The sequence below is a fragment of the Plantactinospora sp. B24E8 genome (assembly GCF_039871735.1).
Lineage (GTDB): Bacteria > Actinomycetota > Actinomycetes > Mycobacteriales > Micromonosporaceae > Plantactinospora.
Map to the genome: position 1 here is coordinate 20597 of NZ_JBDPMH010000023.1, position 23469 is coordinate 44065.

A 23469-nucleotide genomic window follows, 5' to 3' on the forward strand; every position below is an offset into this window, starting at 1 on the left:
CCTCAGAGCAGCGACAGGTGTACGTGGTTGGTGTGGTCGCTGGACGGGTCGCCGTGCGCGCTGCCGTACGACTTCCAGCCGGTGGCCGGGAACCAGATCTGCCGGTACCAGATCACGTAGAGGATGCCGAGCCGGTCGGCGTTGCGGACCAGGAACGCGGCGAGGTTGTTGCCGTACGTCCGGTCGCCGCCCCTGGCGTCGCCGCCGAACCCGCGCTTCTCGGCGGAGAAGTCGCAGGCCCGGCCCTTCGGGTGCTCGTACGGCCCGCCCGGGCGGAAGCAGGAGGTGAACCGGGTGAAGCCGGCCCGGCGCGCCTCGGTCAGCGCGTGCAGGGTGCGGGGGGTGACGCAGCCGCTGGTGGTCGGGTCCGGTTGGCTGCAGGTCTGGGCCGGCCACGACCCGTCGGCGTCGCGCGGCGCGGACCGGGCCACCGGTGACTCGACGGCCACGAACCCCCTGGTCGACTCGCCGCCGACCAGCGCCAGCGCCCGTTCGGCGGCCTGCTTCTGCTTGACCATCACGGCAAGCTGCCGGCGCTCCTCGGTGACCTCGGCGTCGAGGGCGAGTTTCGCCCGGACGAGCCGGGCCCGGGCCTGGCCCAGCTGGCGGAGCCGGTGGTTGTCCCGCAGGGCCATGGTCTCCAGACCCCGGGCGCGTTCCAGGAAGTTGTCGGCCGAGGTGCTGCCGAGCAGCACCAGCACCGGGCCGATCCGACCGGTCCGGTACGCGTTGCGGGCGACCTGTTCGACCTCGGGCACCAGTTCCGCGATCCGGGCCTCGACCCGGCGTACCTCGGCGGCGAGTTTCGCCTGCCGGGTTTTCGCGTTCGCGAGCGCGGCCCGGGCCTGCAGATAGCCCCGGCCGGTGGCTTCGAGCACGTCCCGGATGAGCGGTGTGCCACCCTCGTCGCCGGCCGGGGCGGCGGGGTCGAGCGCCGCCGACGCCGTACCGGGGCGGACCGCGGTCGTGGCGAGCGCGCCGACGGCGACGAGCAGCGCCAAGGCCAGTGGTAATCGTGGACGTCCGGATCCTGTCATGCAAGCCCCTCCGTCGGCCGACCACCGGGCCGGCTGACCGGGCGTACGCCGTGACGGGCGCGCTGCGCCCGATGCGGCGGTGGATTCTCCGGTCAGCTGGGCCCCGGCTCGCCCGGAGGGCGAATCGGCGGCGGTCACGCCGGCGCGGAGGGGTGCGCCACCGGGCGAAACCGTGGCCAGCTTACCGAACCGGCCAGTGCGACATGCCGAGAAGAGGGATTGACCAGCAACTTCCACCGAAAGAGTGGATCAGGTGCCATTTCGCCCCGTGGGTGTGCCGTCAGCGTTCGTAGCGCTCGCCGCTGGAGGGCTGCCCGGTCGCGTCCCGGGGCGGCAGTCGGCGCAGGTCGTCGAGGCTGCGTGCCTTCGCCGCCTCGTCCGTCCAGCGCTTCGGGTCGGGACCGTGCTCCCCGGCCTTCTGTTCCGGGTTGGCGGTGGACTTCGACTTGCCGGACTTCTGGCGGGCCATCACATTCCTCACCTTCGTCGCGTACGTCGTGGAGCGTCGGCCAGCCGGCCTCCGGATCACCGCGTTCCCCACCGCCGGGAGGGCAAACGGGGGGCCGCCCGTCGGGGGGACCGCTCCGGATGCGTCCAGCGGCGCCCCGGTCACCGCTCGTGGTCGCCGGCCTCGGGCCGCCTCACATCCGGGCTCTCAACACGTCGAACTCGCAGCCGGGCTCGGCCGGGTCGAAGCCGTGCTCGGCCAGCCAGCGGGCCGCCACCAGGCTGCGCCACGACCACCATCCGCGGATCACGTCGCGGTCGACGTCGGCGCCGTAGCCGGCGACCACGTCGTCAAGGTGCTCCTCGTGTCCGAGCGTCAGGACGGCGAGGTCGTACAGGGCATCACCCTGGGCCGCCTCGGACCAGTCGATCACACCGGTGATCGTGTCATCGTCGTCGACGAACATGTGGGTCAGCTGCAGGTCACCGTGGATGAACACCGGTTTCCACGGTCGGAGCGCAGCCTCGGCAACCTCGCGGTTGCGGGCGACCAGTTCGGCGGGCAGGACGCCGCTCGTGACGAGCGCCTCGCATTCGCCGTCCAGGCGGGACACGAGTTCGTCGAGGCGCCGACCGGGCCACGGCGGCAGGGGCGCGTCGTGCAGTGCCCGTACGGCCGCACCCGCCGCGGCCCACGCCGCCGCCGACACGGGCGACGGCTCGCCGAGGCGGCCCAGTGCGACCCCGGGCACGGCGGCGAGCGCGAGCACCGGGGGCTTGCGCCAGAGGACCTGCGGAGTCGGGATCGGCGCCAGGGCCATCGCCTCGACCTCGACGTCGATGCGCGTCTGATCGGCGTCGATCTTCAGAAACACGTCGCCGACCCGCAGGGTCGCGCGCTCGTCATGGGCGACGACGACCTTGACCTCTTCCATGTCAGCCATTATCACGAAATGATCATCGGCGCCACCACAGGTTTATCGCGTACGACGCGGCATGCGCCACGGCGCACGGAAAAGTGGTGGCCTCCCGCGAGGGTCAGTAGTCGCATCCTGGCTCGACTGGCTCCGGACGCCACGACCGAGCGGCGGCAGCAGACGGGAAACGGGAGCACGCCACGCGGGTGCTGCTCCGGTACACCGGACGCCTCGGCGATGCGGGTCCGTGGCGATGGCGCATCCTGCCGGCGGAACAACGGGCAGCCAGGAAGGACGCCGGAACCGACGCTGCTCGTGGCGCCCCTCCGGCAGCCGATCCAGACGTCCGGGGACCGCCCCGTCGTCCGGAAGCCGACTGAGGACGGTCCCGTACCACAGCAGGCCCGGCACATCCGGAAGGGCCGGGGACGGACGCCACAGCCGCACCTCCCGCCGAGCGAACCCGGGTAGCCCCCGGGCTGCGGGCGTCGATGGCGGGATTCCGGTGGAACCAGATACGACTGCCGGCGGTCCAACCTGACATGCGTGCGGTCGTCTCCCTCGGCTCTGTCCTGTTGGGCCTGCTCGTCGGCGCTCTCATGCTGCGGTCCGGCTGGGAGTTGCCGGTACGCATGTCCTGCTCGGGCGATACCTGCATGTCGCAGTCGTGGGTCGACGTCGACTGGGAGCGGGTCAACTGGGAACTGAAGCCGACCAGGATCGCCTGCTTCGAGCCCAACCCGGCCGACCACGACGTCCTGATCGGGCCCGGCGACGAGTGCGTGTCGTCCCGTGGCGACGTCGTCGAAGACCGGGCCAGCTACGAAGAACTGCGTGAAGAGATCCAACAACGGCGCATTCTGTCACTTGCGTTCGCCGGCGCCGCGATCGTGCTGCCACCGGTCCTCGTCGAAATGTGGTGGCGGCTTCGGCGCAGGCCGGCGCCGACCGTACGCCGACTCCACGCTCCCTCACCCTGAGCGTGGCAGATGAGCACGTCCCGCCAGCTTGATCGTGCAACAGCCGGTGGTGCTGGCTCGCGTTCGACCTGCCCAGCTTGGCCAACACCGCCGTGGCGACAGCGATCGCACACCTCTGTGGACAGCTGGGCGTTGCCGGGCCCGCCATCCATCCCCCGTAGTCTTCTTCAATGAAGATCAATCCGGTCGAGCTTGTCATCTTCGACTGCGACGGCGTGCTGGTCGACAGCGAGCGCATCGCGGTCCGCGTCCATGTCACGGTCGGCGCGGACCTTGGCTGGCCACTCACCGAGGCGGATGTGGTCGAGCGGTTCATCGGCCGGTCCCACGCGTCCATCCGGGGGTTGATCGCCGCCCGCCTCGGGCACGATGTGGCCGCGACCTGGGCCGAGCGGTTCGAGTTGGCACACCGCCGGGAGGTGGACGCCGGACTGACCGCGGTCGAAGGCATCACCGACGCGCTCGACGCGATCAGTCAGCCGACGTGCGTGGCCTCCAGCGGTACCCACGAGAAGATGCGGCACACCCTGGGCCGCACCGGACTGTACCGCCGCTTTGAGGGTCGCATCTTCAGTGCGACCGAGGTCGCCCGCGGCAAGCCCGCCCCAGACCTGTTCCTGCACGCGGCGGCGACCATGGGTGTCCCGCCTGCGGCGTGCGTCGTGGTCGAGGACAGCCTGTACGGCATGCAGGCGGCCCGCGCCGCCGGCATGCGCTGCCTCGGCTATGCGGGTGGACTGACTCCCGCCCGCCAGCTTGAGGGCGCCGCCACGGTGATCTTTGATGACATGCGCAAACTGCCGGCCCTGCTCGAAGAGGTCTGAGCGATTCGACTGCGACAGCCTCCACTCCAGCAGCGAAGAAGTTGAGTACGGTTCGCCGTCCGCCGGCCGGTTCGATCCGCCGGAGAAATGCCCGCCGAGTGGAGAGGCGGTTCACCGAACGTCCGCCTCATTGGCATTACGCAGGTAATCCTTGTCAAGCTGAGCATGACGCGCGTCGGTCGACGCGGCGCAGGGTCGGTCGTGACGCTGGGCAGGGGCAGAGACCGCCCACGGGCTGATGCGTGCCCTGGCGGCCGGTGGGTAAGGCGGATCGGACGGCCACGACGTACCGGCGAAGGGTGGAGGCGGACGGATGGAGACCCGGACGACCGAGACGACAGTTCCCATCGCCGGGGTGCAGCTCACCGGCGACCTGGTGGTCCCCGCGCAGGCCCGGGCGGTCGTGCTGTTCGCGCACGGCAGTGGCAGTTCCCGGCGCAGTCCACGCAACCGGTTGGTCGCCGACGCGCTCAACCGGCAGCACCTGGCCACCCTGCTGGTCGACCTGCTGACCGTCGCCGAGGAGGCGATCGACGACCGGACCGGCGAGCTGCGGTTCGACATCGGGCTGCTCACCGAGCGCCTGGCCGGCATCGTCGACTGGCTGGCCACCGGCGAGCCGGCCGGGCCGCTGCCGATCGGGCTCTTCGGCGCCAGCACCGGCGCCGCCGCCGCGCTGGCCACCGCCGCCGCCCGGCCGGACCAGGTGTACGCGGTCGTCTCCCGGGGCGGCCGGCCTGATCTGGCCGGTGCCGACCTGGGCCGGGTCCGGGCCGACACCCTGCTCCTGGTCGGCGGCCTCGACACCGAGGTGATCCGGCTCAACGAGCAGGCGCACGCCCAACTGTCGGCCGAGGCGGAGTTGCGGGTGATCCCCGGGGCCAGCCATCTGTTCGAGGAGCCCGGCACCCTGGACCGGGTGGCCCGGGACGCCGCTGACTGGTTCACCGCCGCCCTGCCGCCCCGAAGTGCCGGATAGCCGCCGACGCCACCTCCCGGCACGCCGTGACGGATACCTATGAGCGTGGGCGGCTCATACTGAGGAGCATGACGGAGCAGCAGGACGCCAGTGCCACTGATCTCGGTTACCTGACCGGTGGGGCCCGGGCCGCGGTGCGTACCGGTCTCGCCATGCTGCACGCCCGTGGCCTGGTGGTCGCCGACCCGCCCGGCCGGCTCCGCCGTGCCGGGGTGCTGCCCGCCCGGCTCGAACCGCTCGAACGGGCGCTCTTCGGTGCGCTGCACGGTGCGATGGCGCCCCGTGAGGTGGCCAACCAGCCCCAGGTCCGACGGGCCCTGGCCGAGCACCGGGAGGGGTTGATCGGCCTCGGGCTGCTCCGCCCGGCCTGGCGGCGGATCGCGCTGCCGGCCATGCTGGTGCTGGTGCCACCGCTGCTGGTCGCCCGGCTGGTCGCCGACGACGTGGTCGGTGGCGGGGCGGCGCTGCTGATCGTGCTCGCCTTCGCCGTCTTCGCCAACCTGTTCCTGCCCCGGCAGACCGTCGCCGGTGCCCGGCTGCTCCGGGACGCCCGTCGACGGCATCCGGTACCGGGCGCGCCGGCCACCGATCCGGCGGCCGAGCCGGGCACGGCGGTGGCGTTGTACGGCGTGACCGCGCTGCGGATCCTGATGCCGCAGTTCGCCCGGGACAGCGGGTTGCTCCAGGAGGGGTGGTGGACGCGCCTGCTGGACGCCTTCCGCCCCGGCGTCCCGTCCCTGCCTGCCGGCGCGGTCTGACCGGTTCGGCCCGGGGTGTCGGGCCCGGAGCCGGGCTCAGTGTGGCCGGGAGGCCGGGAACCCGGTCGGTTCGGCGAGTACCGAGCGGGCGGTCTCGTCGGGCACGCCGAACGGCACCACCACCGGGAAGTTGTCGGAGCGGAACGAGAGCTCGTCCTCGGTGATCACGCCCACCTCGTGGTCAGCCAGGCCGGCGAGCCAGTGCAGGCCGGCGGCGCCCATCGCCACCCCGGCGGTGGCGAAGGCGTCGGCCCGCCCGAGGTCCGTGCCGACCACGGTGACCGAGGCGAGCGCCGTGGCCGGCGCGCCCCGGTACGGGTCGACCACGTGGAAACCCCGCTCGTACGTGCCGGAGGTGGCGATCGCGAAGTCGGTGCCGCCCAGCACCCAGCAGACCCGGTCCGGCTGCCACGGGTGACGGATCCCGATCCGCCACGGCTCGTCCGGCCGGGGCCCGCCCCGGGCCCGGATGTCGCCACCGGCGTTGAGCCAGTGTGAGCCGCAGCCGGCGGCGAGCAGCCGGTCCGAGGCGACCTGTACCGACCAGCCCTTCACGTAACCGGAGGGGTCGAACCGCCCGGTCGCGTACGCGTCGAAGTAGCCGTCGGTCTCCCGCCACAGGTCGGCGCAGGCCTCGACCACCAGCCGCAGGTCGGCAGAGCAGTCCTCGATGGACAGCTCGCCCCGGTCGAAGCGGTTGACCTCGCTGTCCGGCTTGTACGTGCTGAACCGCTCGTCCACCTCGCGGAACCAGTCGAAGACCTCGTCGGCGAGTTCCGCCAGGTGCCGCCGGGGCAGCGGATCGGCGAGCCGGACGCTGATCGGCGTACCCATGATCTGTTCGACCCGACGCAGTCCGGTGCTGCCCATCGGCTCAGGCCTTTGCCCTGTCGAGCGCGGACTGCAACGACGCCTGGTACGCCTCGCTGGTCAGGCTCGCCCCGGAGACGGTGGAGATCTTGGCGCTCTGCGCGGTGAGGACCTCCTGCCGCAGCTTCGGGATGGCCCGCTCGTTGACCGAGATGCTGGTCGGGTCGTCCTGCGGGTATGCGGCCGAGACGTCGGTGATCTTGCCGCCCTCGACGACCAGGGTGACCTTGATCCCGCCGTACGTGTAGTTCGCGGTCGCCCCGGCGAAGGTGCCGTCCTTCAGCCCGCTCGACGGCGGCTTGGTCGGCGGGTTGTTCTTCTTCGGCGGACTGCTCTGCTTGCCGCTCGGGGTCGCCTTCGGGCTCTCCGGGGCGCCGCCACCGGCCGCGCCGGCCTCGTCGTCGGTGAGTTCGAGCGCCACCTGGGTGCCGGTGCCGGGGGTCGGGGTGCCGAGTTTGGCTCCGATCAGCAGGCTGGTGCCGATGGCGGTGCCGAGTACGGCGAAGGCGGCGCGACGCACTTCTTCTCCTTCGTGGTGGGTCAGAACTCGAACGGGTCGAGGTGGATCTGTCGGCGGGGGACCCGGAGTTTGCGCAGGGTACGCAGCGAGACGTCGACCAGGCCGGGCGGCCCGCAGAGGTAGATGTCGCGGCGGCGGACGTCGGGGACGAGTTCCCGCATGCCCTTGGCGGTGAACAGGTGCCGGGGCGCCGGGTCCTCGCGGGAGCCGATCACGTACCAGACCTGGGCCTCGCGGGACCGGGCCAGCCAGTCCAGCTCGTCGCGGAAGAGCAGCTCCTCCTCGGTCCGGGAGCGGTAGATCACCACGGCGCGCTCGGGCAGGTCCTCCAGCAGCGCCCGGATCGGCGCGATGCCGCTGCCGCCCGCGATGAGCAGGGCCCGGGGCCGGATCGCCCGGTTGGCGGTGAAGACCCCGGAGGGCCCCTCGGCGAAGATCTTGGTGCCGGGTTCGAGGTACTGCAGCGACTCCGTGTGGTCGCCGACGATTTTGACGGTGAGGCGGAGCCACTGCTCGTTCGGCGCCGCCGACAGCGAGAACGGGTGCGCCTGCCACCAGCAGCCCTTGGTCAGGAACCGCCACCGGAAGTACTGCCCGGCCCGGGCGTCGAGCTCGTCGAGGCGCTGCCCGGAGATGTAGATCGACACCATGTCGGTGCCCTCCGGGACGACGTCCTCGACCTGCAGCCGGTGCCGAAGGTTGAACCGCAGCGGGGAGATAATCCGTCCCCAGAGGACGGAGACGATGACGAAGACGTAGAGGCCGGCCCAGAAGTAGCGGCCGAAGCCCGGCTTGACGAACTCCTGCCCGGTGGCGAACTGGTGCCCGTAGCTGAACAGCAGCACCAGATAGGTGCTCAGGTGCAGGTAGTACCAGAGCTCGTAGTTCATCCGGCGTCGGATGCCCCGGATGGCGAGCAGCGCGATCCCGACGATGATGGCGGTGGCGCCGACCGCGCTGAGCATGTCCTCGTACGTGCTCAGCAGGGTCCAGGTGCCGTCGACCAGCGGCTCGTTGGTGAGTTTGCTGTAGCCGACCGCGATCAGCGCGGCGTGGGCCAGGATCGCCAGCAGCAGGAAGGCGCCGAGTTCCCGGTGCCAGATGAGCAGCGAGTGTGCCCCGATCCAGCGTTCGAGCCACCGTACCCGGCTCATCAGCAGGACCTGGGCGAGCAGCAGGTAGCCGCCGACCAGGCCGGTCAGCCGACCACCGGCGACCAGCACGTCGGCGGTGGTGGTGATCGACCCGGTCGGGGTGTTCAGCCACCAGAGCTCCACTGTGGTGGCGAGCGCCGCCCAGAAGACGATGTGGAAGAAGAGCCGGCCACCCCGGTCGTAGACCTCGACCTCGGCGGTCTCCCGGTGCCGCGCGGCCTCCGCGCCGCCGGAGGGCCCGGGCCGCCAGGCGGGCGCGGTCTCCGCGTACGACCGGGGCTCCCGATCCCGGTCGCCGGACGGGTACGACCGGTCCGTACCGCCGCGGCGGGGGCGTTCCCGGGTGGGGTACGGGTCCGGATCCGGCTCGGCGTAGGTGTCCACGCCCCGGGTCGGGTACGGCTCGTAGTCCGGATAGGCGTCGCGATCCCGGCCCCGCGACGGTGGCCGGTCGTAGGGGTCGTCGTCCGACACCCGAGGTATCAGGCCGGCCACCCACTCGGTGAGGGGTTCGGCGGTCTCGACATCCCGGCGGCGTGTCACGTAACAGGTGTACCGGATCCCGACGCCACCGACGATCGGCTTAGGCCACACTTAAGATTCGTTTGGCGGCGGGCTAAGGAAGCCCGGTCGCGAACGACCCGGACGGCCCGTGTCGGGGCCCACCGGGTTTCGCTGCGCCGCCCGGCGGCCCGCCCCCCCAACGGGCCGCCCGCCCCCGTCGGCCGGCCCGCCCCCCGACGGGCCTCCAGCAGCTTGGACCGCCCCGCCACACAGCCACCACACGAATGCGTCCGCGCCCACCATCGACCATCCGAACCGGAGGGTGCGCCTTCCGGGCCGGCCCGGCGCCCGCCCCGGAGGCCCGGGCCGGCCGTACGTCGGGTGAACCACCGTCGGCGGTACCGTTACCCGTCGGTGACTGGCCACCGGCGGGTGCTGGGAGACGACGGATGAGGTTCGGTGTTCTCGGGCCACTGCGGGTCCGCCTGGACACCGGCGCGGAGGTGGTGCTGCGCAGCCGGCACCAGCGCACGGTGCTGGGCACCCTGCTGGTCGGCGCCGGGCAGGTGGTGGCGGTCGACCGGTTGGTCGAGGTGCTCTGGGCCGACCGCCCACCCGCGTCGTACGCCTCGAACCTGCAGACGTACGTCTCCCGGCTGCGGGAGCGGCTGCCCGGGGTGACGATCGACCACAGCGGCGACGGCTACCTGCTCCGGGTCGGCCCCGACGACCTGGACGTGCTGGTGTTCCGGCGTGAGATCGGGCTCGGCCGGGCGGCGATGGCCGCCGGCGACCCGGGTACGGCGGCCCGGCGGTTCCGGGCCGGCCTGCGGCAGTGGCGGGGCCGACCGCTGGCCGACCTGTCGGTGCCGCCCCTGGAACCCGAACTCGCCCGCTGGGAACTGGACCGGACCGGCGCCCAGGAGGAGTGTGTCGACGCCGAACTGGCGGCCGGCGGGGACCTCGGGACCGTGCTCGCCGAACTGCACCGGATGGTGGCCGAGCAGCCGCTGCGGGAACGGTCGCACGCCCAGCTGATGCTGGCGCTGGCCCGGGCCGGCCGCCGTGCCGACGCCCTCGCCGCCTACCGGCACGCCCGGAATCTCCTGGTCACCGAGTTGGGCCTGGAACCGGGCCCCGAGCTGCGTCGGGCGCATCGGGCGGTCCTGCACGGTGAGGAGCCGGTGGCGGTCGGGTCGGCCCCGGAGTCCGGGACGCCGTTCCCGGTCTGCCAGCTGCCACCGGCCGCACCGGGTTTTGTCGGCCGCGCCGACCGCATCGAACGGATCGCGAGGCTGCTGGAGCCGGGCGTCGGCGTGGTGCCGGTGGTCGCGGTCTCCGGACAGCCCGGGGTGGGCAAGACCGCGCTGGCGGTGACGGTGGCACACCGGCTCCGGGGCCGGTTTCCGGACGGGCAGCTCTTCGTCCACCTCGCCGGTGCCTCGGCGGCACCCCGCGATCCGGCCGGCGTCCTCGCCGACCTGCTCCGGAGCCTGGGGGTGCCCGGCACCGCCGTACCGCAGAACCTCACCGCCCTGGCTGCGGTCTACCGGGCCCGGCTCGCGGACCGGCGGATACTGGTGGTCCTCGACGACGCCGCGACCGCCGCCCAGGTCCGCCCGCTGCTGCCGGGCACCCCGGGCAGTGCGGTGCTGGTCACCAGCCGACGTCGGCTCAGCGACCTGATCGACGCCCGGCACGTACCGGTCGGCCCGCTGACCGACCGCGAGACCCGGGACCTGCTCGCGCACGTGGTCGGTCCGGACCGGGTGGCTGGTGAACCCGTCCCCGCCGCCCGGATCGCCGCCGCCTGCGGCAACCTCCCACTCGCCGTCCGGATCGCGGGCACCCGGCTGGCGACCCGGTCCTGGCCGCTGGCCGTACTCGCCGACCGGCTCGACGACGAGCGACGGCGCCTGGACGAACTGGCCGCCGGTGACCAGCAGGTCCGGGCCAGCCTCGCGCTCAGCGTCCGGGCCCTCCCCCCGGCGGCGCGGGAGGCGTTTGTGCTGCTCGGCACCCTCGGGCCGGTCAGCTTCGCCGGGTGGGCGGTCGCCGAGCTGCTCGACCGCGCCGACCCGGACCGGGTCCTCGACGAGTTGGTGGAGGCGAACCTGCTGGAGGTGGCCTGCCCGACCGACCGCACCGAGCCGCGGTACCGGCTGCACGACCTGCTCCGGGTCTACGCCGAGGAACTCGCCGCCGGTGACCTGACCGGACCGGATCAGGCCGCCCGACCGGGCGGCCCCGCCACCGCCGGGCGGAACCGGCTGCTGGCGACCGCCGCCGCGCTGGCCGGCGCCGCCGCCCGACGGCTGCCGCGCACCCTGACCTGGGCCCGACCGGAGGAGCCGGCCGACCCGGTACGACCGACCCGTAGCGGCGTCGAACGCCTTGTCGCCGCCGACCCGCTCGGCTGGCTCGGCGCCGAACTCGACTTCCTGGTCAACCTGATCGGTCTGGCCGGGCACCGCGCCGTCGACCGGGACGGACCCACTGCCGATCGGGCCGCGATCGTCCTGGCCGAGCGGCTGGCGCCGTTCCTCTGGGTGCACGGACACTGGACCGCGTTGCGGCTCGCGCAGCGGCTGGCCGGAGCGGCGGCGGCCCGGACCGGTGACGAGCGGGCGTTGGCGCGTACCGAGTTTGTCGAGGGGGTGCTCTGCCTGGCCCGGGGCGACCTGGCCGGGGCCGCCGAGCGGCTGCGCAGCGGCGAGGCCCGGTTCACCCGGTTCGCCGACCGGCACGGCCTGGCCTGCCTGCTCAGCGACCTGGCGGTGCTCTACGACTACCAGAACCGGGCCGAGGAGGCGGCCGCCACGGCACAGCGGGCGGTGCAGCTGTTCCGCGCCGAAGGTGACCCGCTCGGCGCGGTGCTGGCCGCCCCGGTGCTCTCCGCCGCCTACCGGGGTCTGGGCCGGCTCGACGAGGCGTTGGCGGTGGACCGGGCGGCGGTCACCGAGGCCGCCGACCTCGGCGTACCGGAGATCGTGACGGCCCGGTGCCTCAACGCGCTCGCGGTGACCCGACTGCTGCGCGACGAGCCGGGACTGGCGTACGGCGCGGCGGAGCGGGCGGTGACGCTGCTGGAGACCGTCGGCGACCGGTACGTACTGCTGGCCGCCCTGCGGCACCTCGCCTCGGCCGCGATCTGCCTCGGGCGGCGTACCGAGGCGATCGACCGGCTCCGGCAGAGCCACGAACTGGCGGTGCAGCTCGGTGACCGGCCGTGGGCCACCGGACTGGCCCGGGACCTGGCGGTCGGCTGGATCGGGGAGGGACGGGCGGCGGCGGCGGTCGAGGTGCTGCGCGACTGTGCCCGTGCCTTCGGCGAGATGGAGATGCCGGCGACCCAGGCCGCCACGCTGCACATGCTCGCCCGGGCGTACGACGAGACCGGGCAGCCGGAGGCCGCCCGGGACGCCCGGCTCTGGGCGGACCTGCTCGCCGATCCCCGGGACATCCGTACCCCGGCGTTGGCGAACATCGTGCTGCGGCTGGCCGAACCGGATTCGTCCGACCCCTCCGGCGGCCCGGACGGCGGTACCGACGAGGACGGGAGCCGCTGCCGGGCCACGGCGGGGGAAAGCGTCGTACCGCGTCGGTAGGGTCGGCGGGTGAACCGTACCGACCGGCTCTACGCCCTGGTGGAAGAGTTGCGGGCGGTCGCGCCGCGACCGCGCAGTGCGCGCTGGCTCGCCGCGCGGTTCGAGGTCGACGCCCGCACCATCCGGCGCGACATCGGCGCCCTGCAGGAGTCCGGCGTACCCATCTATCCCGAGCGGGGCCGGCGCGGCGGCTACGTGCTGGACCGCGCCTACACCCTGCCGCCGGTCAACATCACCCCACGGGAGGCGATCGCCGCCGCGGTCGCCCTGGAGACGATGGCCGACACCCCGTTCCTCGACGACGCCCGGTCGGCGCTCTACAAGCTCCTCGCAGTGATGTCGTCGTCCGATGTGGAGGCCGCGCGCCAGGTGGCGGACCGCATCCACCTCGGCGCCCCGGAGCGGTCGGCGACGCCGGCCCGCCAGGTGTTGCGTACCGCCGGCGACGCCGTCGTCCGGCGGACCGTACTGGCGATCGAGTACGTCGACCGGCACGGCCGCGCCTCGCACCGGCTCATCGAACCGGTGGAACTGCTCGGCGCCGGCCACCAGTGGTACCTGGTCGGCTGGTGCCGGCTCCGCCAGGAGGTGCGCGGGTTCCGGCTGGACCGGATGCGCCGGGCGTCGGCGACCGACGAGGTCGCCCCGCCCCGGTCGGTCGGCGCCGCCTGGCGGAGCCGGTTCGAACTGGCGACGGCCCCGCTGAACCTGCCCGGCATGATGTCGTCCTGAGCCTCTGATCAGGCAATTTCCGTCGCGAAAAGCGGACAGGATGGTGCCTCGGGACAGGTCGAGAATGGTGGTTGATGACGTTCGGCGCGGGCAGCGCGAACGACCGGTGCGGCGGCTGCCGGACACCGCCCCCACGGGAGGAAGTCTCGCCATGACCATCAACACCAACCACAGCTCGGCCCTGCTCCCCGTCGACCCCCGGCCGAGGCTCTGGGACAACTGGGTGGCCCTGCGCAACGGTGACCTGACGCTGGTCGACGAGATCGTCGCTCCCGTCCTGACCGTCCACCTGCCGAGCGTCGGCGACGGCCCGGCCCGGCTGCGTGGTCGGGGCGAACTGCTCTCCTGGCTGTCGGCGGCGCACACCGCCCACCCCGGGCTGCGGCTGACCGTCCAGGTCGGCCCGATCATCGGTCCGGACCTGGTCGCCGGCCGGTGGACCTGCACCGGTCTCCGCCCAGGACGGCAGCCCACCCGTCGGCTCCGGTCGGTCGGGACCGTCTCGGGCGTCGACATCATCCGGATCGAGGGCGACCGGATCGTCGAGTGCTGGAGTCACGACGACGCCCACGCGGGGCAGGACCGGGCGGCCGCGTACGCCGCCGCCTGACCGTGGTCGGGGACGGGCCGGGGCCGGTCCGTCCCCGATCCTCGCTCAGTTCGGTGCCGGCTCGCCCCGGTACGTGCCGAACGACCAGCGGTTGCCCTCCGGATCACGTACCAGGAACTCGCGTGAGCCGTAGCTGGTCTCCTGCACCTCCCGGACCAGTTCGGCGCCGGCCGCGACCGCTCGGGCGCAGAGCCGGTCCGGATCGTCCGTCACCGCGTACGCGCCGAAGGTGCCGGGCAGCAGCGGCCACGGGTCGTCGGCCCGGTCGGAGGCAGTGCCCAGCATGATCCCGCCGCCCGGGGGCCACCGGAGCTGCGCATGGTGTACGACGTCACCGTCGGCGCTGACCGAAACCTCTTCGAAGCCGAAGGCGTCGACGAGAAAACTGATCAACTGTCGGGCGTCCCGGGCTCGTAACGTGGGCCAGACCTGGGGCGGAGGAGGTTCGGCTGTCATGCCGACGATTCTGTCGGCGGGTCGACGCGGCCGGCTTGGACGTTTCGGAACTCCTCCGCCAGCCAGCGGCTCGGCGGGCAGCCGGCGAATTCGCGGAAGTCCCGGTCGAGGTGGGCCTGGTCGTAGTAACCCGCCACCGCGGCGACCTCGGCCAGCCCGGCCGCCGGGCCCCCTGGTCGGGCTCCGGGCTGCGGCAGGCGTCGGGTCTGGTCCCGCTGCGCCGGGCCTCCGATCCGGCTCTGCGGCAGGCGTCCGGCCTGGCGCTGCAGCAGGCGTCGGGCCCGGTCGAACCGGACCACCCGGGCGGCCCGTTTCGGGCTCAGTCCGACCTCGACGCCGAACCGGCGACTCAGGTACCGGCCGCTCCAGCCGGTCTGCCGGGCCAGTTCACCCACCGGCACCGTCCCACCGCTGGCCAGCAGGCGGTGCCAGGCCCGGACCAGTTCGGCCGGCGGCCCGGCGCCAGCGTCAAGACGGCGGACGAGCAGCCGGTCGAGCACGTCGAACCGCTCGCTCCAGCTGGCAGCACCGAGTAGTCGTTCCCGCAGTTCCCCGGCGAACGGGCCGAGCACCAGGTCGGCGCTGAGATCGGCGGCGGCGAGCTCGCCGGCCGGCAGGCCGAGCAGCGCCCGTGCGCCGAGTGGGGAGAGGCTGAGCTGGACGCCCGACTGTCGACCGTCGTGCTCGATCAGCGCCGGTGCGGTGTGCAGACCGCCGACGAGCGTGTCGTACCGGCCCGGTGGGGTGCGCGGATCCGGGTGGGCGGTGACCACCAGCGGATCGTCGAGCGTGATGATCAACGTCAGGTGTGGCGACGGCAGGCCCCGGTGCCGGCCGGGCGGAACGCCACGGTCCCGGTAGCCGACGTACGGGGCGAGGAACGGGCGCAGCGGCGGCGCGGGCAGCCGCTGCACCAGTTCCGACCGCGGTTCGGGCACCACGTGGGAAGTCTAGGCCGGAAGTCTGGGCCGGTCAGGCGTCGTCCGTGGGCAGTCGCCGGGCGACCAGGACGGCGTCGTGGATGGTGATCTCCCGCCCTTCGGGGTCGACTGTGGTACGTGGCCGGGCCTCGGCGGCGGTGACCTTCCACCCGGCCGGGTCGAGGGTGGCGGCGACCTCCTCGGCGGTGAACATCATGTCCGGGAAGTGCATCCGGTGCGCCGAGGTGCGCAGGTCCGACGGATGGTGACCGACGATCAGCAGGGTTCCGCCCGGAGCCACCGCGTCCGCCAGCCGCCGGAACAACTCCTGCCGCTGTGCGCTCGGCAGGTGCATGAACTGGGACGAGACCAGGTCGTACCCGCCCTCGGGCAGCGGCCGGCCACGCAGGTCGGCGTGCAGCCAGTCGATCCGGCCGGCGACCTCCGCCCCGGCGGACGCCGCGTTCGCCGCGCCGCGTTGCAACGCCGTGGTGGAGATGTCGACCGCGGTCACCTGCCAGCCGCGCCGGGCCAACCAGACCGCGTCGGCGCCCTCGCCGCTGCCGACGTCGAGGGCCCGGCCGGGTGCCAGGTCGGTCGCCTCGGCGACAAGCTGCGGGTTCGGCTGTCCGCTCCAGATCGCCGGCCGGCCCTGGTAACGCTCCTCCCAGGCGGCCTCCTCGAACAGGGTGCGCACCTGCTCCCGGTACGCCCGCACGGCGGCCCGGGTCTCCTCGTCGACCAGGTCCGCGTTGATCGCCGCACCCGCGTTCAACCCCGCCGCGGCGGCGGAGAGCACCTGGGCACGTATGTCGGCGACGTTGCCGGCCACCCAGACCCCGGCCACCCCGGTCGCCCCGGTCGGGTCGGCGTTGATCTGACTGCCGACCACGTGACCGTTGATCTCGACGTCGACCGGCTCCAGTCCCAGTGACTCCAGGACCGCACTGCGGGCGGTGAGCCGGGGCGCGACGACAACCGCGTCGAGCGCGATCACCTCGCCGGAGTCGAGACGTACCCCGGTCAGGGCGTTGTCGGTGGCCTCGACCGCCGCGACCGGCCCGGGTACGACGACGATGCCGCGTGCCGCGAGCCGCTCCGCCTCCTCGGCGTTCGGCGGCGGGGTGTGGTGCGACAGGAGCAGCACCTCGGAACTCCACTGCCGCCACAGTTCGGCCTGGTGCACGGCGAGCGGCCCGGTCGCGAGTACGCCGATCCGCCGGTCCCGGACCTCCCAGCCGTGGCAGTACGGACAGTGCAGCACCTGCTGTCCCCACCACCGGGCCAGTCCGGGCACGTCCGGCAGTTCGTCGACGCCGCCGGTCGTCACCAGCAGTCGCCGGGCCCGGGTCTGCCGCCCGTCGTCCAGGGTGACCTGGAAGCCGTCGCCGTCCCGGGTCGCCGCCTCGACCCGGCCGGTGACGATCTCGCCGCCGTACCGGGTCACCTCGGCGTTCCCGAGGGCCAGCAGTTCCGCCGGCGGCGTACCGTCCCGGGTCAGGAAGTTGTGTACGTGTCCGGCCGGTGCGTTGCGGGGCTGCCCGGCGTCGATCACCAGTACCGAGCGGCGTGCCCGGGCCAGGGCCAGCGCGCCGTTCAGCCCGGCGGCGCCGCCGCCGACCACGACCACGTCGTACGTCTTGTCCATCCGCTTCTCCCTGCTGTCCGTCGCTGGGTCCACGGTCCGACGCGGCGGCCGACCTGACAAGTATTCTTGCCGGTATGGCAAACGACGCCCGGCGGCCCGGGGCCCCGGATCCCGGCGACCCGGCGTCCGGTGACGGTCCGGACCTCTCCGGTGTGCTGGCCGGGGTCGGTCCGCGCCTGCGCGCGTTGCGCAAGCAGCGGGGCACCACCCTGACCCAGCTCGCCGAGCTCACCGGCATCTCGGTCAGCACCCTGTCGCGGTTGGAGTCCGGCGGTCGTAAGCCCACCCTGGAACTGCTGCTGCCGCTGGCCCGGGCCCACCAGGTGGCCCTGGACGAGCTGGTCGGCGCCCCACCCACCGGGGATCCGAGGGTGCACGCCCGGCCGATCGTCCGGCACGGCATGACGTTCCTGCCGCTGACCCGCCGCCCGGGTGGGCTGCAGGCCTTCAAGCAGATCCTGCCGGCCAACCCCTCCGCCGAGCTGCGCCAGCAGACCCATGAGGGCTACGAGTGGCTCTACGTCCTCTCCGGCCGGGTACGTCTGTTGCTCGGCGAGCACGACCTGGTGCTGACCCCGGGCGAGGTTGTCGAGTTCGACACCCGGGTGCCGCACTGCGTGACCAATCCGGGGCCGGGCACCGCCGAACTGCTCACCCTCTTCGGTCCGCAGGGCGAGCGCCTGCACGTACGGGCCCGGCCGACGAAGCGTTGACCCGGGCTGCCTGGGCCGGTTTGTCCGGTCTTCGGTCGGGTAAGGGTCGGCGACGCGGGGGAGGGGGACCTGACGCACCCGGGTATCCGTCACCGGGCCGGTGGCGGCCCCGGCTCTGGCCCCGGCTCTGGCCCCGGCTCCGGCCCCGGCTCCGGCCCTGGCTCTGGCCCTGGCCCCGGCTCCGGCCGCCCGGCGGGTTCGTCGCCGGGTCCGTCGGTCTCCGGGCCGTGGTCGCCCCCGGAGCGTCCGGTGCCGGGCGCACCGACGGCGGTGTCGGCGGCCCGGCGTTCGTCGGCCACCGTCTTGAACACGTTGTAGAGGACCGCCGTGATCGGGACCGCGACGAAGGCGCCGACGATGCCGCCGAGCAGGGTGCCGGCGGTGACCGCGAGCAGCACCACGACGGGGTGCAGGCGTACCTGACGTTTCATGATCAGGGGTTCGAGCAGGTTTCCCTCGGTCTGCTGTACCGCGATCACCGCCGCCAGCACGAGCAGCGCCGTCGTCGGCCCCTTGGCGGCCAGCCCGACCAGCACCGCGATACTGCCGGCGACGGTCGCGCCGATGATCGGCACGAACCCGCCGAGGAACGTGATCACGGTCAGCGGCAGGGCCAGCGGGACCCGGAGCAGGACCAGGGCGAGCCCGATGCCGGCCGCGTCGATCGCGGCGATCATCATGGTGCCCCGGGTGTACGCCCCCAACGTCCGCCAACCGGCCCGGCCCGCCTTCGCGGCGACCGGCCGGGACCGCTCCGAGACCCGGCCGAGGACCCAGTACCACATCGGGCGGCCGTCCTTGAGCAGGAAGAACAGCAGCACCAGGACGAGCAGCAGACCACCGGCCGCCTCCGCGACGGTGGCCGCGCCGCTGACCGGGTCCGGCGCCGAGCGCCGTATACCGCCGACCGCCCGCTGCGTCCACTGGTCCAGTTGCTCCCGGCTGATCGGCAGTGCCGAGGTGAGGAAGTCCCGGGTCCGGTCCAGCCCCTGGTCGAGTTGCTGCGCCAGATCGGAGAACTGGTCGGCGGTCAGCCGCCAGACCAGGACGATCGCCCCACCCAGTACACCGAGCAGCAGCAGTACCGAGACGAGTGCGGCCAGCGCGGGCGGAAACCGGTGCCGGCGCAGCAGGCTGGCCACCGGGTCGAACATCGCGGCCAGGAAGAGGGTGGCGGCCAGGGCGATGCTCAGCGGGGCGAGTTTGGTGGCGATCTCCGCGAGGACGTACGCCCCGGCGGCGAGGACGAGCAGGCAGAGGCTGGCCAGCACCGCCCAGCGCAGCAGCCACGGGAGGCGGTCCAGCAGGTGCCCGGGGTACCCGCCGCGTCCGTCCGACCGGTCGGCCGCCCTGTCCATCTCCGCCTCCTGTCGGCCCGAGTGTCCTGGTTACCCACCGGACGGGCCGACAACACCTGCCACCGCCCGCCGGCGTGATCGACCGGACGGGCGGTGGGCCAGGCCGGAGGCGTGACCGGGCGCCCGCCCCGAGGGCGGGGCGATGGCTGGCGCGGGTCCGGCGGTTCGGCCACGGCCGGTGGCTGGCGCGGCTCCGCCGACTCGGTCAGGAGGCCGAGCCGGGTTGGCGGTCCGACCAGCGGGTGGGGGAAACGACGGTGGAGCGGCTCCGTCCCGACGAGTTCCGGCCCGGGGTCGTGGCGGCCCAGCCGGCGGTCGGCGCGTTGCGGCGGCGCAGCGACCGGCGGTAGTAGTCGTCCCGGTGCGCGAACTCGACCGGCAACGCGCCGGGCAGGTCGACACCACGCTCGGGGTCGGCCAGGGCATCGGCGAACGGCGCCAGCCCGGCCCGGGCGAGCAACGCGTCCCACTCCGGCGGGGCGAGTTCCACCATCGTCGGGTTGGCCAGCCGGAACCCGGCGACGCCGCGCCGGATCAGGGTGGCGACCCGGCGGACCGTACGGGCCGAGCCGAGGGTGCCGCCGGAGAGCGCCAGGGCCGGACGGCCGGTGCTCCGGACGGCGTCACAGACGACCAGCAGGCGTTCCGGATCCCGACCGCCGGCCTCCGGCCCGGTCGCCGGCAGGATTCGCAGCGCCGACGGCCACTGCCAGCGGATCTGCCCGGTCACCACATGACTGCCGATCGGAGCGCTGCGGCGCCGTTGCCGGGAGCCGGCCCAGGGTACGGGAGCGGGCCCGATCCGCCAGTCGACGCAGACGTACGCCAGCCGTCGGTCGGTCACCGTCACCTCGGCCCGCCGGGGCAGCGTCCAGACCAGCTCGCCGGTGCTGTCGTCCGGGGAGAGCAGATGCCCGGCGACGTCCACCTCGTCCCGCCACAGCAGCTGCTCGTCCGGCTCCAGGACCAGCCGACGGTGCCAGTCCAGCCGGGGAAAGTACGTGTCGTCCTGCGCGGGGTCGTCGAACCGGTGCGGCCGGATGAAGAACGGAGACGCGTCCTCGGCCATGTCGCCTCCCTGCTGTGCTGGTCGGTACCGGAACCCGGGCGCCGGGGCTGACCGGGGCCCGGGTCGGGCGCGGTCACGGGGGAGGGCCTCCGGGGTTCCGGTACGTCTTGGTCATCAGGTAATCGGAATTACACGGAACTGTCACGACGGCTGTTGGGGGGTCGGACGCTCGGCCGACCCGCCGGACACCCGTCGGGTGATGCGGGGTGGATCCACCGGTGCGACGGCCGGGACCGATGCCCGGCCTCCCGGGTCAACTGCCGATCTCGTCGGGACGGACGAGGCCGTCCTCGATCGCCCGGGCGAGCAGGGCCGCCTTGGTCGCGGCCGGCCGGCCCGCCCTGGCGTACTTGATCCGGGCCCGGTCGACGTACTGCTTGACGGTGTGTTCGCTGATGTTCATCCGGCGGGCGACCGACGCCTTCGACATCGACTGGAACCAGAGCAGCAGCGCCTCCCGTTCCTTGTCGGAGAGGACCGGCCGCCCGGTGCGGCGGTCGCCGACGATCGCCCCGGCCAGCGCCGGTGGCACGTACGGTCGGTCGTGCGCCGCCGCGAGCACGGTCTGTACACAGTGTTCCCGTCCCTCGTGTTTGGCCAGGAAGGCGACCGCACCGGCGTCCAGGACGGCCAGGATGGTCTCCGAGTCGGTGTGTTCGGAGTAGACGACCACGCGTCGGCCGGCGCCGCTGAGTTCGGCGACCCGGTCGATCACGGTCCGTCCGTGCAGGCGCAGGTCGAGCAGGATCACGTCGGCCGCCGGCTGGTCGGCGGCGAGCACCACGTCCGGGTCGTCGCCGGCCGCGACCACCACCAGCCGGGGCTCGGTGGCCAGCCAGGACCGGATTCCCTCGATGACCACCGGGTGGTCGTCGACGATCGCGATGGCGACCCGGGACCGCTCCGAGGTCACGCCCGCCACCGGGTCTGCACCCATACCATGTCCTCGTTCTCTTCGTAGAGGTACTCGACCTCTGCCCCGTGGTCCGGGTCGCCGGTCCGGCCGTCCCCGGTGGTGTCGATGCTGCCGGTGCCGGCCGGACCGGACGCCACCGTGGAGGTCCCCGGGGTGGTCAGGCTGACCACCACCTCGTCGGGCTGGGCCACGACGGTCAGCCGCGCCCACCGGGTGGCGGCGGCCAGGGTCGCGGTCAGCGGTTCGGCCAGCCGTCGACGGATCTCCACCGGCAGCGGCGGCAGGCTTCCGACCGCGACGAGATCGACCTGGAGGCCGTTGCGTTCGACCACGTCGACACAGGCCCGCAGCTCGTGCAACAGCGGGTCCGGGACGTCGTCCGACTCGGCGATGAGCCGACGCAGCCGGGACGCCTCCAGGGCACAGCGACGCTGGACGGCGGGATCCGCCGGATCGGCCCGCCCCTCGGCCAGCTCGGTCAGGATCGCCCCGGCGGTCCGGTTCAGTTCGGCGAGCCGGTCGCGCCGGGCCCGGTGCACCCGGCCGGCGGCGGCCCGTTCGGTCTCGAGCGCGTCCCGGGCGGCCGCCGCCCGGGCCGTCCGTCCGGTCAGTTCGGTGAGCAGGTTGATCGCGATCATCATGGCGATCGGCAGCACGATGGTGCCGTAGACGGTCATCGCGTAGCGGCTCAGTTCGGCCGGGCCGCGGTCGGTGTTGACCAGTACGCCGACCAGGGCGATGAGCGCGCCGGCCGCGAGCACCGCGACCAGTTCCGGGATCCGTCGCCCCCAGAGCAGCAGGAGCGCGAACCAGGCGAGGGTCGCCCAGCCGAAGTTGGCCGAGTCGAACACCGCGTTGGGCGGGGTGCAGGCGAGGACCGCCACGTCGATGACGAGCAGCACCCCGATCAGCGGCCAGGCCGGCGCCCGGGTTCCCCGGAGCAGGTGCCGGGCGGCGACCGCGCCGACGACCACATAGCCGAGCCAGCCGGCGGCGACCACCCACGGTGACCGGTACCGGTCCCACTGGGCGATCACCGCCGGCAGGTTGATGGCGAGGTGCCAGCCGAACGCGATGAGCACCGCCGCCAGCCGGGGTCCGCGTTCGACGGTGCTGGTGACCGCGCCGGTGGGGCCTTCGACGCTGTCCGTGCCGGGGGGACCGTCGGTGGTGGGCTCGGCCGGCCGGCCGACGACGGTGGAGACGGTGGGCAGGTCAGCCGACATCGGACCACTCCAGGCGTACCCGGCTGCCCCGGCCGGGTGCGGAGTCGACCTCGGCCCGTCCACCCACGGTGGCCATCCGACCGTGCACGGACTCGCGCAGGCCGTACCGGTGGTGTGGGACCGTGCCGGGGTCGAAGCCGGGGCCGTCGTCGCCGACCTCGACCACGACGGTGCCGCCGTCGCGGCTCAGCCGGACCGTCGCGGTGGCGTCCGGCGCATGACGCAACACATTGGACAGTGCCTCGCCGGCGCTGTCGGTGATCGCATCGGCGACCTTGGTCGGCACCTCGCACGGTTCCAGGGCCACCGTCACCCGCAGCTGCGGTGACCGGCGAAGCAGCCGGCGCAGCCGCTCGTCGAGCGCGGTGTCGCCGCCGTCGGCACCGTCGTGGCCCGCGTCGCCCGCCGGTACGTCGGCCGGCTCGCGCCCCCCGGCCAGCGCAGCCAGGGTACGCAGGTCCCCGGCGGCCCGCTCGCGCAGCGGCGCCGACTGCCCGGTGACCGCACCGAGGCCGACCACGGTCAACGTGGAGAGCACCGTGTCGTGCAGGTCCCGGTTCTGCTGGCGTTCGGCGATCCGGGCCGCCCGGGCGGTGAGCGCGGTCCGGGCCGCCTCCTGGTAGCCGGCGAAGGCGTCGTCGGCGCGCCGGCTGCTGCGCCGGGCGACCCCGGCGAGTACGGCGCTGCAGAGGGTCTGTACGACGAGGGTGACGCTGTTGTCGACCGCCTCGGCCTGGTCGCCGGCGAGGTGCGCGCCCGTCCCGTACGCGGCGGCGACCAGCAGGCCGGCCGGGATCGACCAGCGGGTGGGCAGGACGAACTGGGCGATGATCACCGTGGTGCTGGACTGGATCGCCACCCAGCTGACCCCGCCGGGCAGCACCTCGGCGGCCACCAGGCGCCGGATCAGCAGGCAGGCCCCGACGGTGAGCAGAACGTCGACGGCCATCACCGGGGCGTGTCTGCTGTGGCGGACGACCCAGCCGGCGAAGAACGCCGACCAGACGGTCAGTACGGTCACCGCGACCACCAGCAGGGTGGTGTCGACCGGTGGGGTGCGGACCGCGAGCGCGACGGCGGCGCAGGCGAGCCCGCAGGTGAGCCGGAGCAGCGCGGGGAAGATCGTGTAGACCCAGCCGAGGGCGCTGGCGGCCGGCATCTCGGGCGGGGACGGGGCAGACACTTCCGTCGTCCCTCCCCCCGCTCACCCACCTGCCGGTACC

At 73.5% G+C, this 23469-nt stretch carries 22 protein-coding genes; 8 read left to right on the top strand and 14 right to left on the bottom strand.

Translation table 11 applies throughout. The features are described 5' to 3' along the window. Window positions 1-2: 2 nt before the first annotated feature. From ABGB21_RS26065 to ABGB21_RS26075, 3 genes are all read right to left on the bottom strand, one after another. Window positions 3-1037, bottom strand: coding sequence for a hypothetical protein (locus tag ABGB21_RS26065; RefSeq protein ID WP_347652685.1), 1035 nt, complete (start codon window positions 1035-1037; stop codon window positions 3-5). A 280-nt stretch (window positions 1038-1317) separates the two neighbouring features. Further along, entirely contained in the window at window positions 1318-1506 is a 189-nt protein-coding gene (locus tag ABGB21_RS26070) for a hypothetical protein (RefSeq protein WP_347652684.1), read from the bottom strand. 172 nt (window positions 1507-1678) lie between these two features. Beyond that, window positions 1679-2419, bottom strand: a complete 741-nt coding sequence (locus ABGB21_RS26075) for a phosphotransferase (RefSeq protein WP_347679980.1) — start codon at window positions 2417-2419, stop codon at window positions 1679-1681. A gap of 557 nt (window positions 2420-2976) precedes the next feature. Between ABGB21_RS26075 and ABGB21_RS26080 the strand changes: the two genes are divergently transcribed. The 4 genes from ABGB21_RS26080 (at window position 2977) to ABGB21_RS26095 (ending at window position 5942) form a co-directional block, all read left to right on the top strand. Then, entirely contained in the window at window positions 2977-3381 is a 405-nt protein-coding gene (locus ABGB21_RS26080) for a hypothetical protein (RefSeq protein ID WP_347679982.1), read from the top strand. 170 nt (window positions 3382-3551) lie between these two features. Continuing rightward, window positions 3552-4205 (top strand): HAD family hydrolase, encoded by a 654-nt coding sequence (locus tag ABGB21_RS26085; RefSeq protein ID WP_347679984.1) that lies wholly within the window; start codon window positions 3552-3554, stop codon window positions 4203-4205. 313 nt (window positions 4206-4518) lie between these two features. Next, on the top strand, window positions 4519-5184 hold the full coding sequence (locus tag ABGB21_RS26090) for a hydrolase (RefSeq protein WP_347679986.1): 666 nt from the start codon (window positions 4519-4521) through the stop codon (window positions 5182-5184). 68 nt (window positions 5185-5252) lie between these two features. After that, window positions 5253-5942, top strand: coding sequence for a TIGR04222 domain-containing membrane protein (locus tag ABGB21_RS26095; protein WP_347679988.1), 690 nt, complete (start codon window positions 5253-5255; stop codon window positions 5940-5942). Between the two features lie 36 nt (window positions 5943-5978). Here ABGB21_RS26095 and ABGB21_RS26100 read toward each other — a convergent pair whose 3' ends face one another. Genes ABGB21_RS26100 through ABGB21_RS26110 form a run of 3 tightly spaced genes read right to left on the bottom strand, consistent with a single transcriptional unit; the run spans window position 5979 to window position 9029 of the window. Next, window positions 5979-6776 carry an FAD:protein FMN transferase gene (locus tag ABGB21_RS26100; protein WP_347680052.1) on the bottom strand — a complete coding sequence of 266 codons (798 nt, stop codon included), beginning with the start codon at window positions 6774-6776 and terminating at the stop codon, window positions 5979-5981. Window positions 6777-6816: 40 nt separating this feature from the next. Then, complete coding sequence (locus ABGB21_RS26105) at window positions 6817-7332, bottom strand: FMN-binding protein (protein WP_347652679.1); 516 nt, start codon at window positions 7330-7332, stop codon at window positions 6817-6819. 20 nt (window positions 7333-7352) lie between these two features. Further along, the gene (locus ABGB21_RS26110; protein ID WP_347679990.1) at window positions 7353-9029 is read right to left on the bottom strand and encodes a ferredoxin reductase family protein; all 1677 of its coding nucleotides are present in this window, start codon (window positions 9027-9029) and stop codon (window positions 7353-7355) included. 410 nt (window positions 9030-9439) lie between these two features. Between ABGB21_RS26110 and ABGB21_RS26115 the strand changes: the two genes are divergently transcribed. From ABGB21_RS26115 to ABGB21_RS26125, 3 genes are all read left to right on the top strand, one after another. Further along, a complete protein-coding gene (locus ABGB21_RS26115) occupies window positions 9440-12598 on the top strand; it encodes a BTAD domain-containing putative transcriptional regulator (protein ID WP_347679992.1) in 3159 nt (1052 codons plus the stop codon). A gap of 9 nt (window positions 12599-12607) precedes the next feature. Beyond that, the gene (locus ABGB21_RS26120) at window positions 12608-13330 is read left to right on the top strand and encodes a YafY family protein (RefSeq protein WP_347679994.1); all 723 of its coding nucleotides are present in this window, start codon (window positions 12608-12610) and stop codon (window positions 13328-13330) included. 151 nt (window positions 13331-13481) lie between these two features. Then, on the top strand, window positions 13482-13940 hold the full coding sequence (locus ABGB21_RS26125; RefSeq protein ID WP_347652675.1) for a nuclear transport factor 2 family protein: 459 nt from the start codon (window positions 13482-13484) through the stop codon (window positions 13938-13940). 45 nt (window positions 13941-13985) lie between these two features. Here the strand turns inward: ABGB21_RS26125 and ABGB21_RS26130 are convergent, their stop codons facing one another. From ABGB21_RS26130 to ABGB21_RS26140, 3 genes are read right to left on the bottom strand one after another with little or no spacing between them, the layout of a single operon-like run. Then, window positions 13986-14396 carry a VOC family protein gene (locus tag ABGB21_RS26130; RefSeq protein WP_347652674.1) on the bottom strand — a complete coding sequence of 137 codons (411 nt, stop codon included), beginning with the start codon at window positions 14394-14396 and terminating at the stop codon, window positions 13986-13988. Further along, window positions 14393-15337: a helix-turn-helix domain-containing protein gene (locus tag ABGB21_RS26135; protein ID WP_347652673.1), complete on the bottom strand. Its 945-nt coding sequence runs from the start codon at window positions 15335-15337 to the stop codon at window positions 14393-14395. Before ABGB21_RS26135 ends, ABGB21_RS26130 begins: the two co-directional genes overlap by 4 nt. Window positions 15338-15368: 31 nt before the next feature. After that, window positions 15369-16964 (bottom strand): FAD-dependent oxidoreductase, encoded by a 1596-nt coding sequence (locus ABGB21_RS26140; protein WP_347652672.1) that lies wholly within the window; start codon window positions 16962-16964, stop codon window positions 15369-15371. Between the two features lie 74 nt (window positions 16965-17038). Between ABGB21_RS26140 and ABGB21_RS26145 the strand changes: the two genes are divergently transcribed. After that, window positions 17039-17677 (top strand): XRE family transcriptional regulator, encoded by a 639-nt coding sequence (locus ABGB21_RS26145; RefSeq protein WP_347652671.1) that lies wholly within the window; start codon window positions 17039-17041, stop codon window positions 17675-17677. 89 nt (window positions 17678-17766) lie between these two features. On the opposite strand, the gene ABGB21_RS26150 is transcribed toward ABGB21_RS26145, so the two are convergent. The 5 genes from ABGB21_RS26150 to ABGB21_RS26170 all read right to left on the bottom strand — a co-directional run bounded on the left by ABGB21_RS26150 (window position 17767) and on the right by ABGB21_RS26170 (window position 23429). Beyond that, complete coding sequence (locus tag ABGB21_RS26150; protein ID WP_347679996.1) at window positions 17767-19035, bottom strand: AI-2E family transporter; 1269 nt, start codon at window positions 19033-19035, stop codon at window positions 17767-17769. A gap of 205 nt (window positions 19036-19240) precedes the next feature. Continuing rightward, window positions 19241-20104, bottom strand: coding sequence for a hypothetical protein (locus ABGB21_RS26155; protein ID WP_347652669.1), 864 nt, complete (start codon window positions 20102-20104; stop codon window positions 19241-19243). 253 nt (window positions 20105-20357) lie between these two features. Continuing rightward, window positions 20358-21041, bottom strand: coding sequence for a response regulator transcription factor (locus tag ABGB21_RS26160; protein WP_347652668.1), 684 nt, complete (start codon window positions 21039-21041; stop codon window positions 20358-20360). Continuing rightward, window positions 21014-22246, bottom strand: coding sequence for a hypothetical protein (locus ABGB21_RS26165; protein WP_347652667.1), 1233 nt, complete (start codon window positions 22244-22246; stop codon window positions 21014-21016). The genes ABGB21_RS26160 and ABGB21_RS26165 overlap by 28 nt, the downstream gene beginning before the upstream one ends. After that, complete coding sequence (locus tag ABGB21_RS26170; protein ID WP_347652666.1) at window positions 22236-23429, bottom strand: ATP-binding protein; 1194 nt, start codon at window positions 23427-23429, stop codon at window positions 22236-22238. Before ABGB21_RS26170 ends, ABGB21_RS26165 begins: the two co-directional genes overlap by 11 nt. Window positions 23430-23469 lie beyond the last annotated feature (40 nt).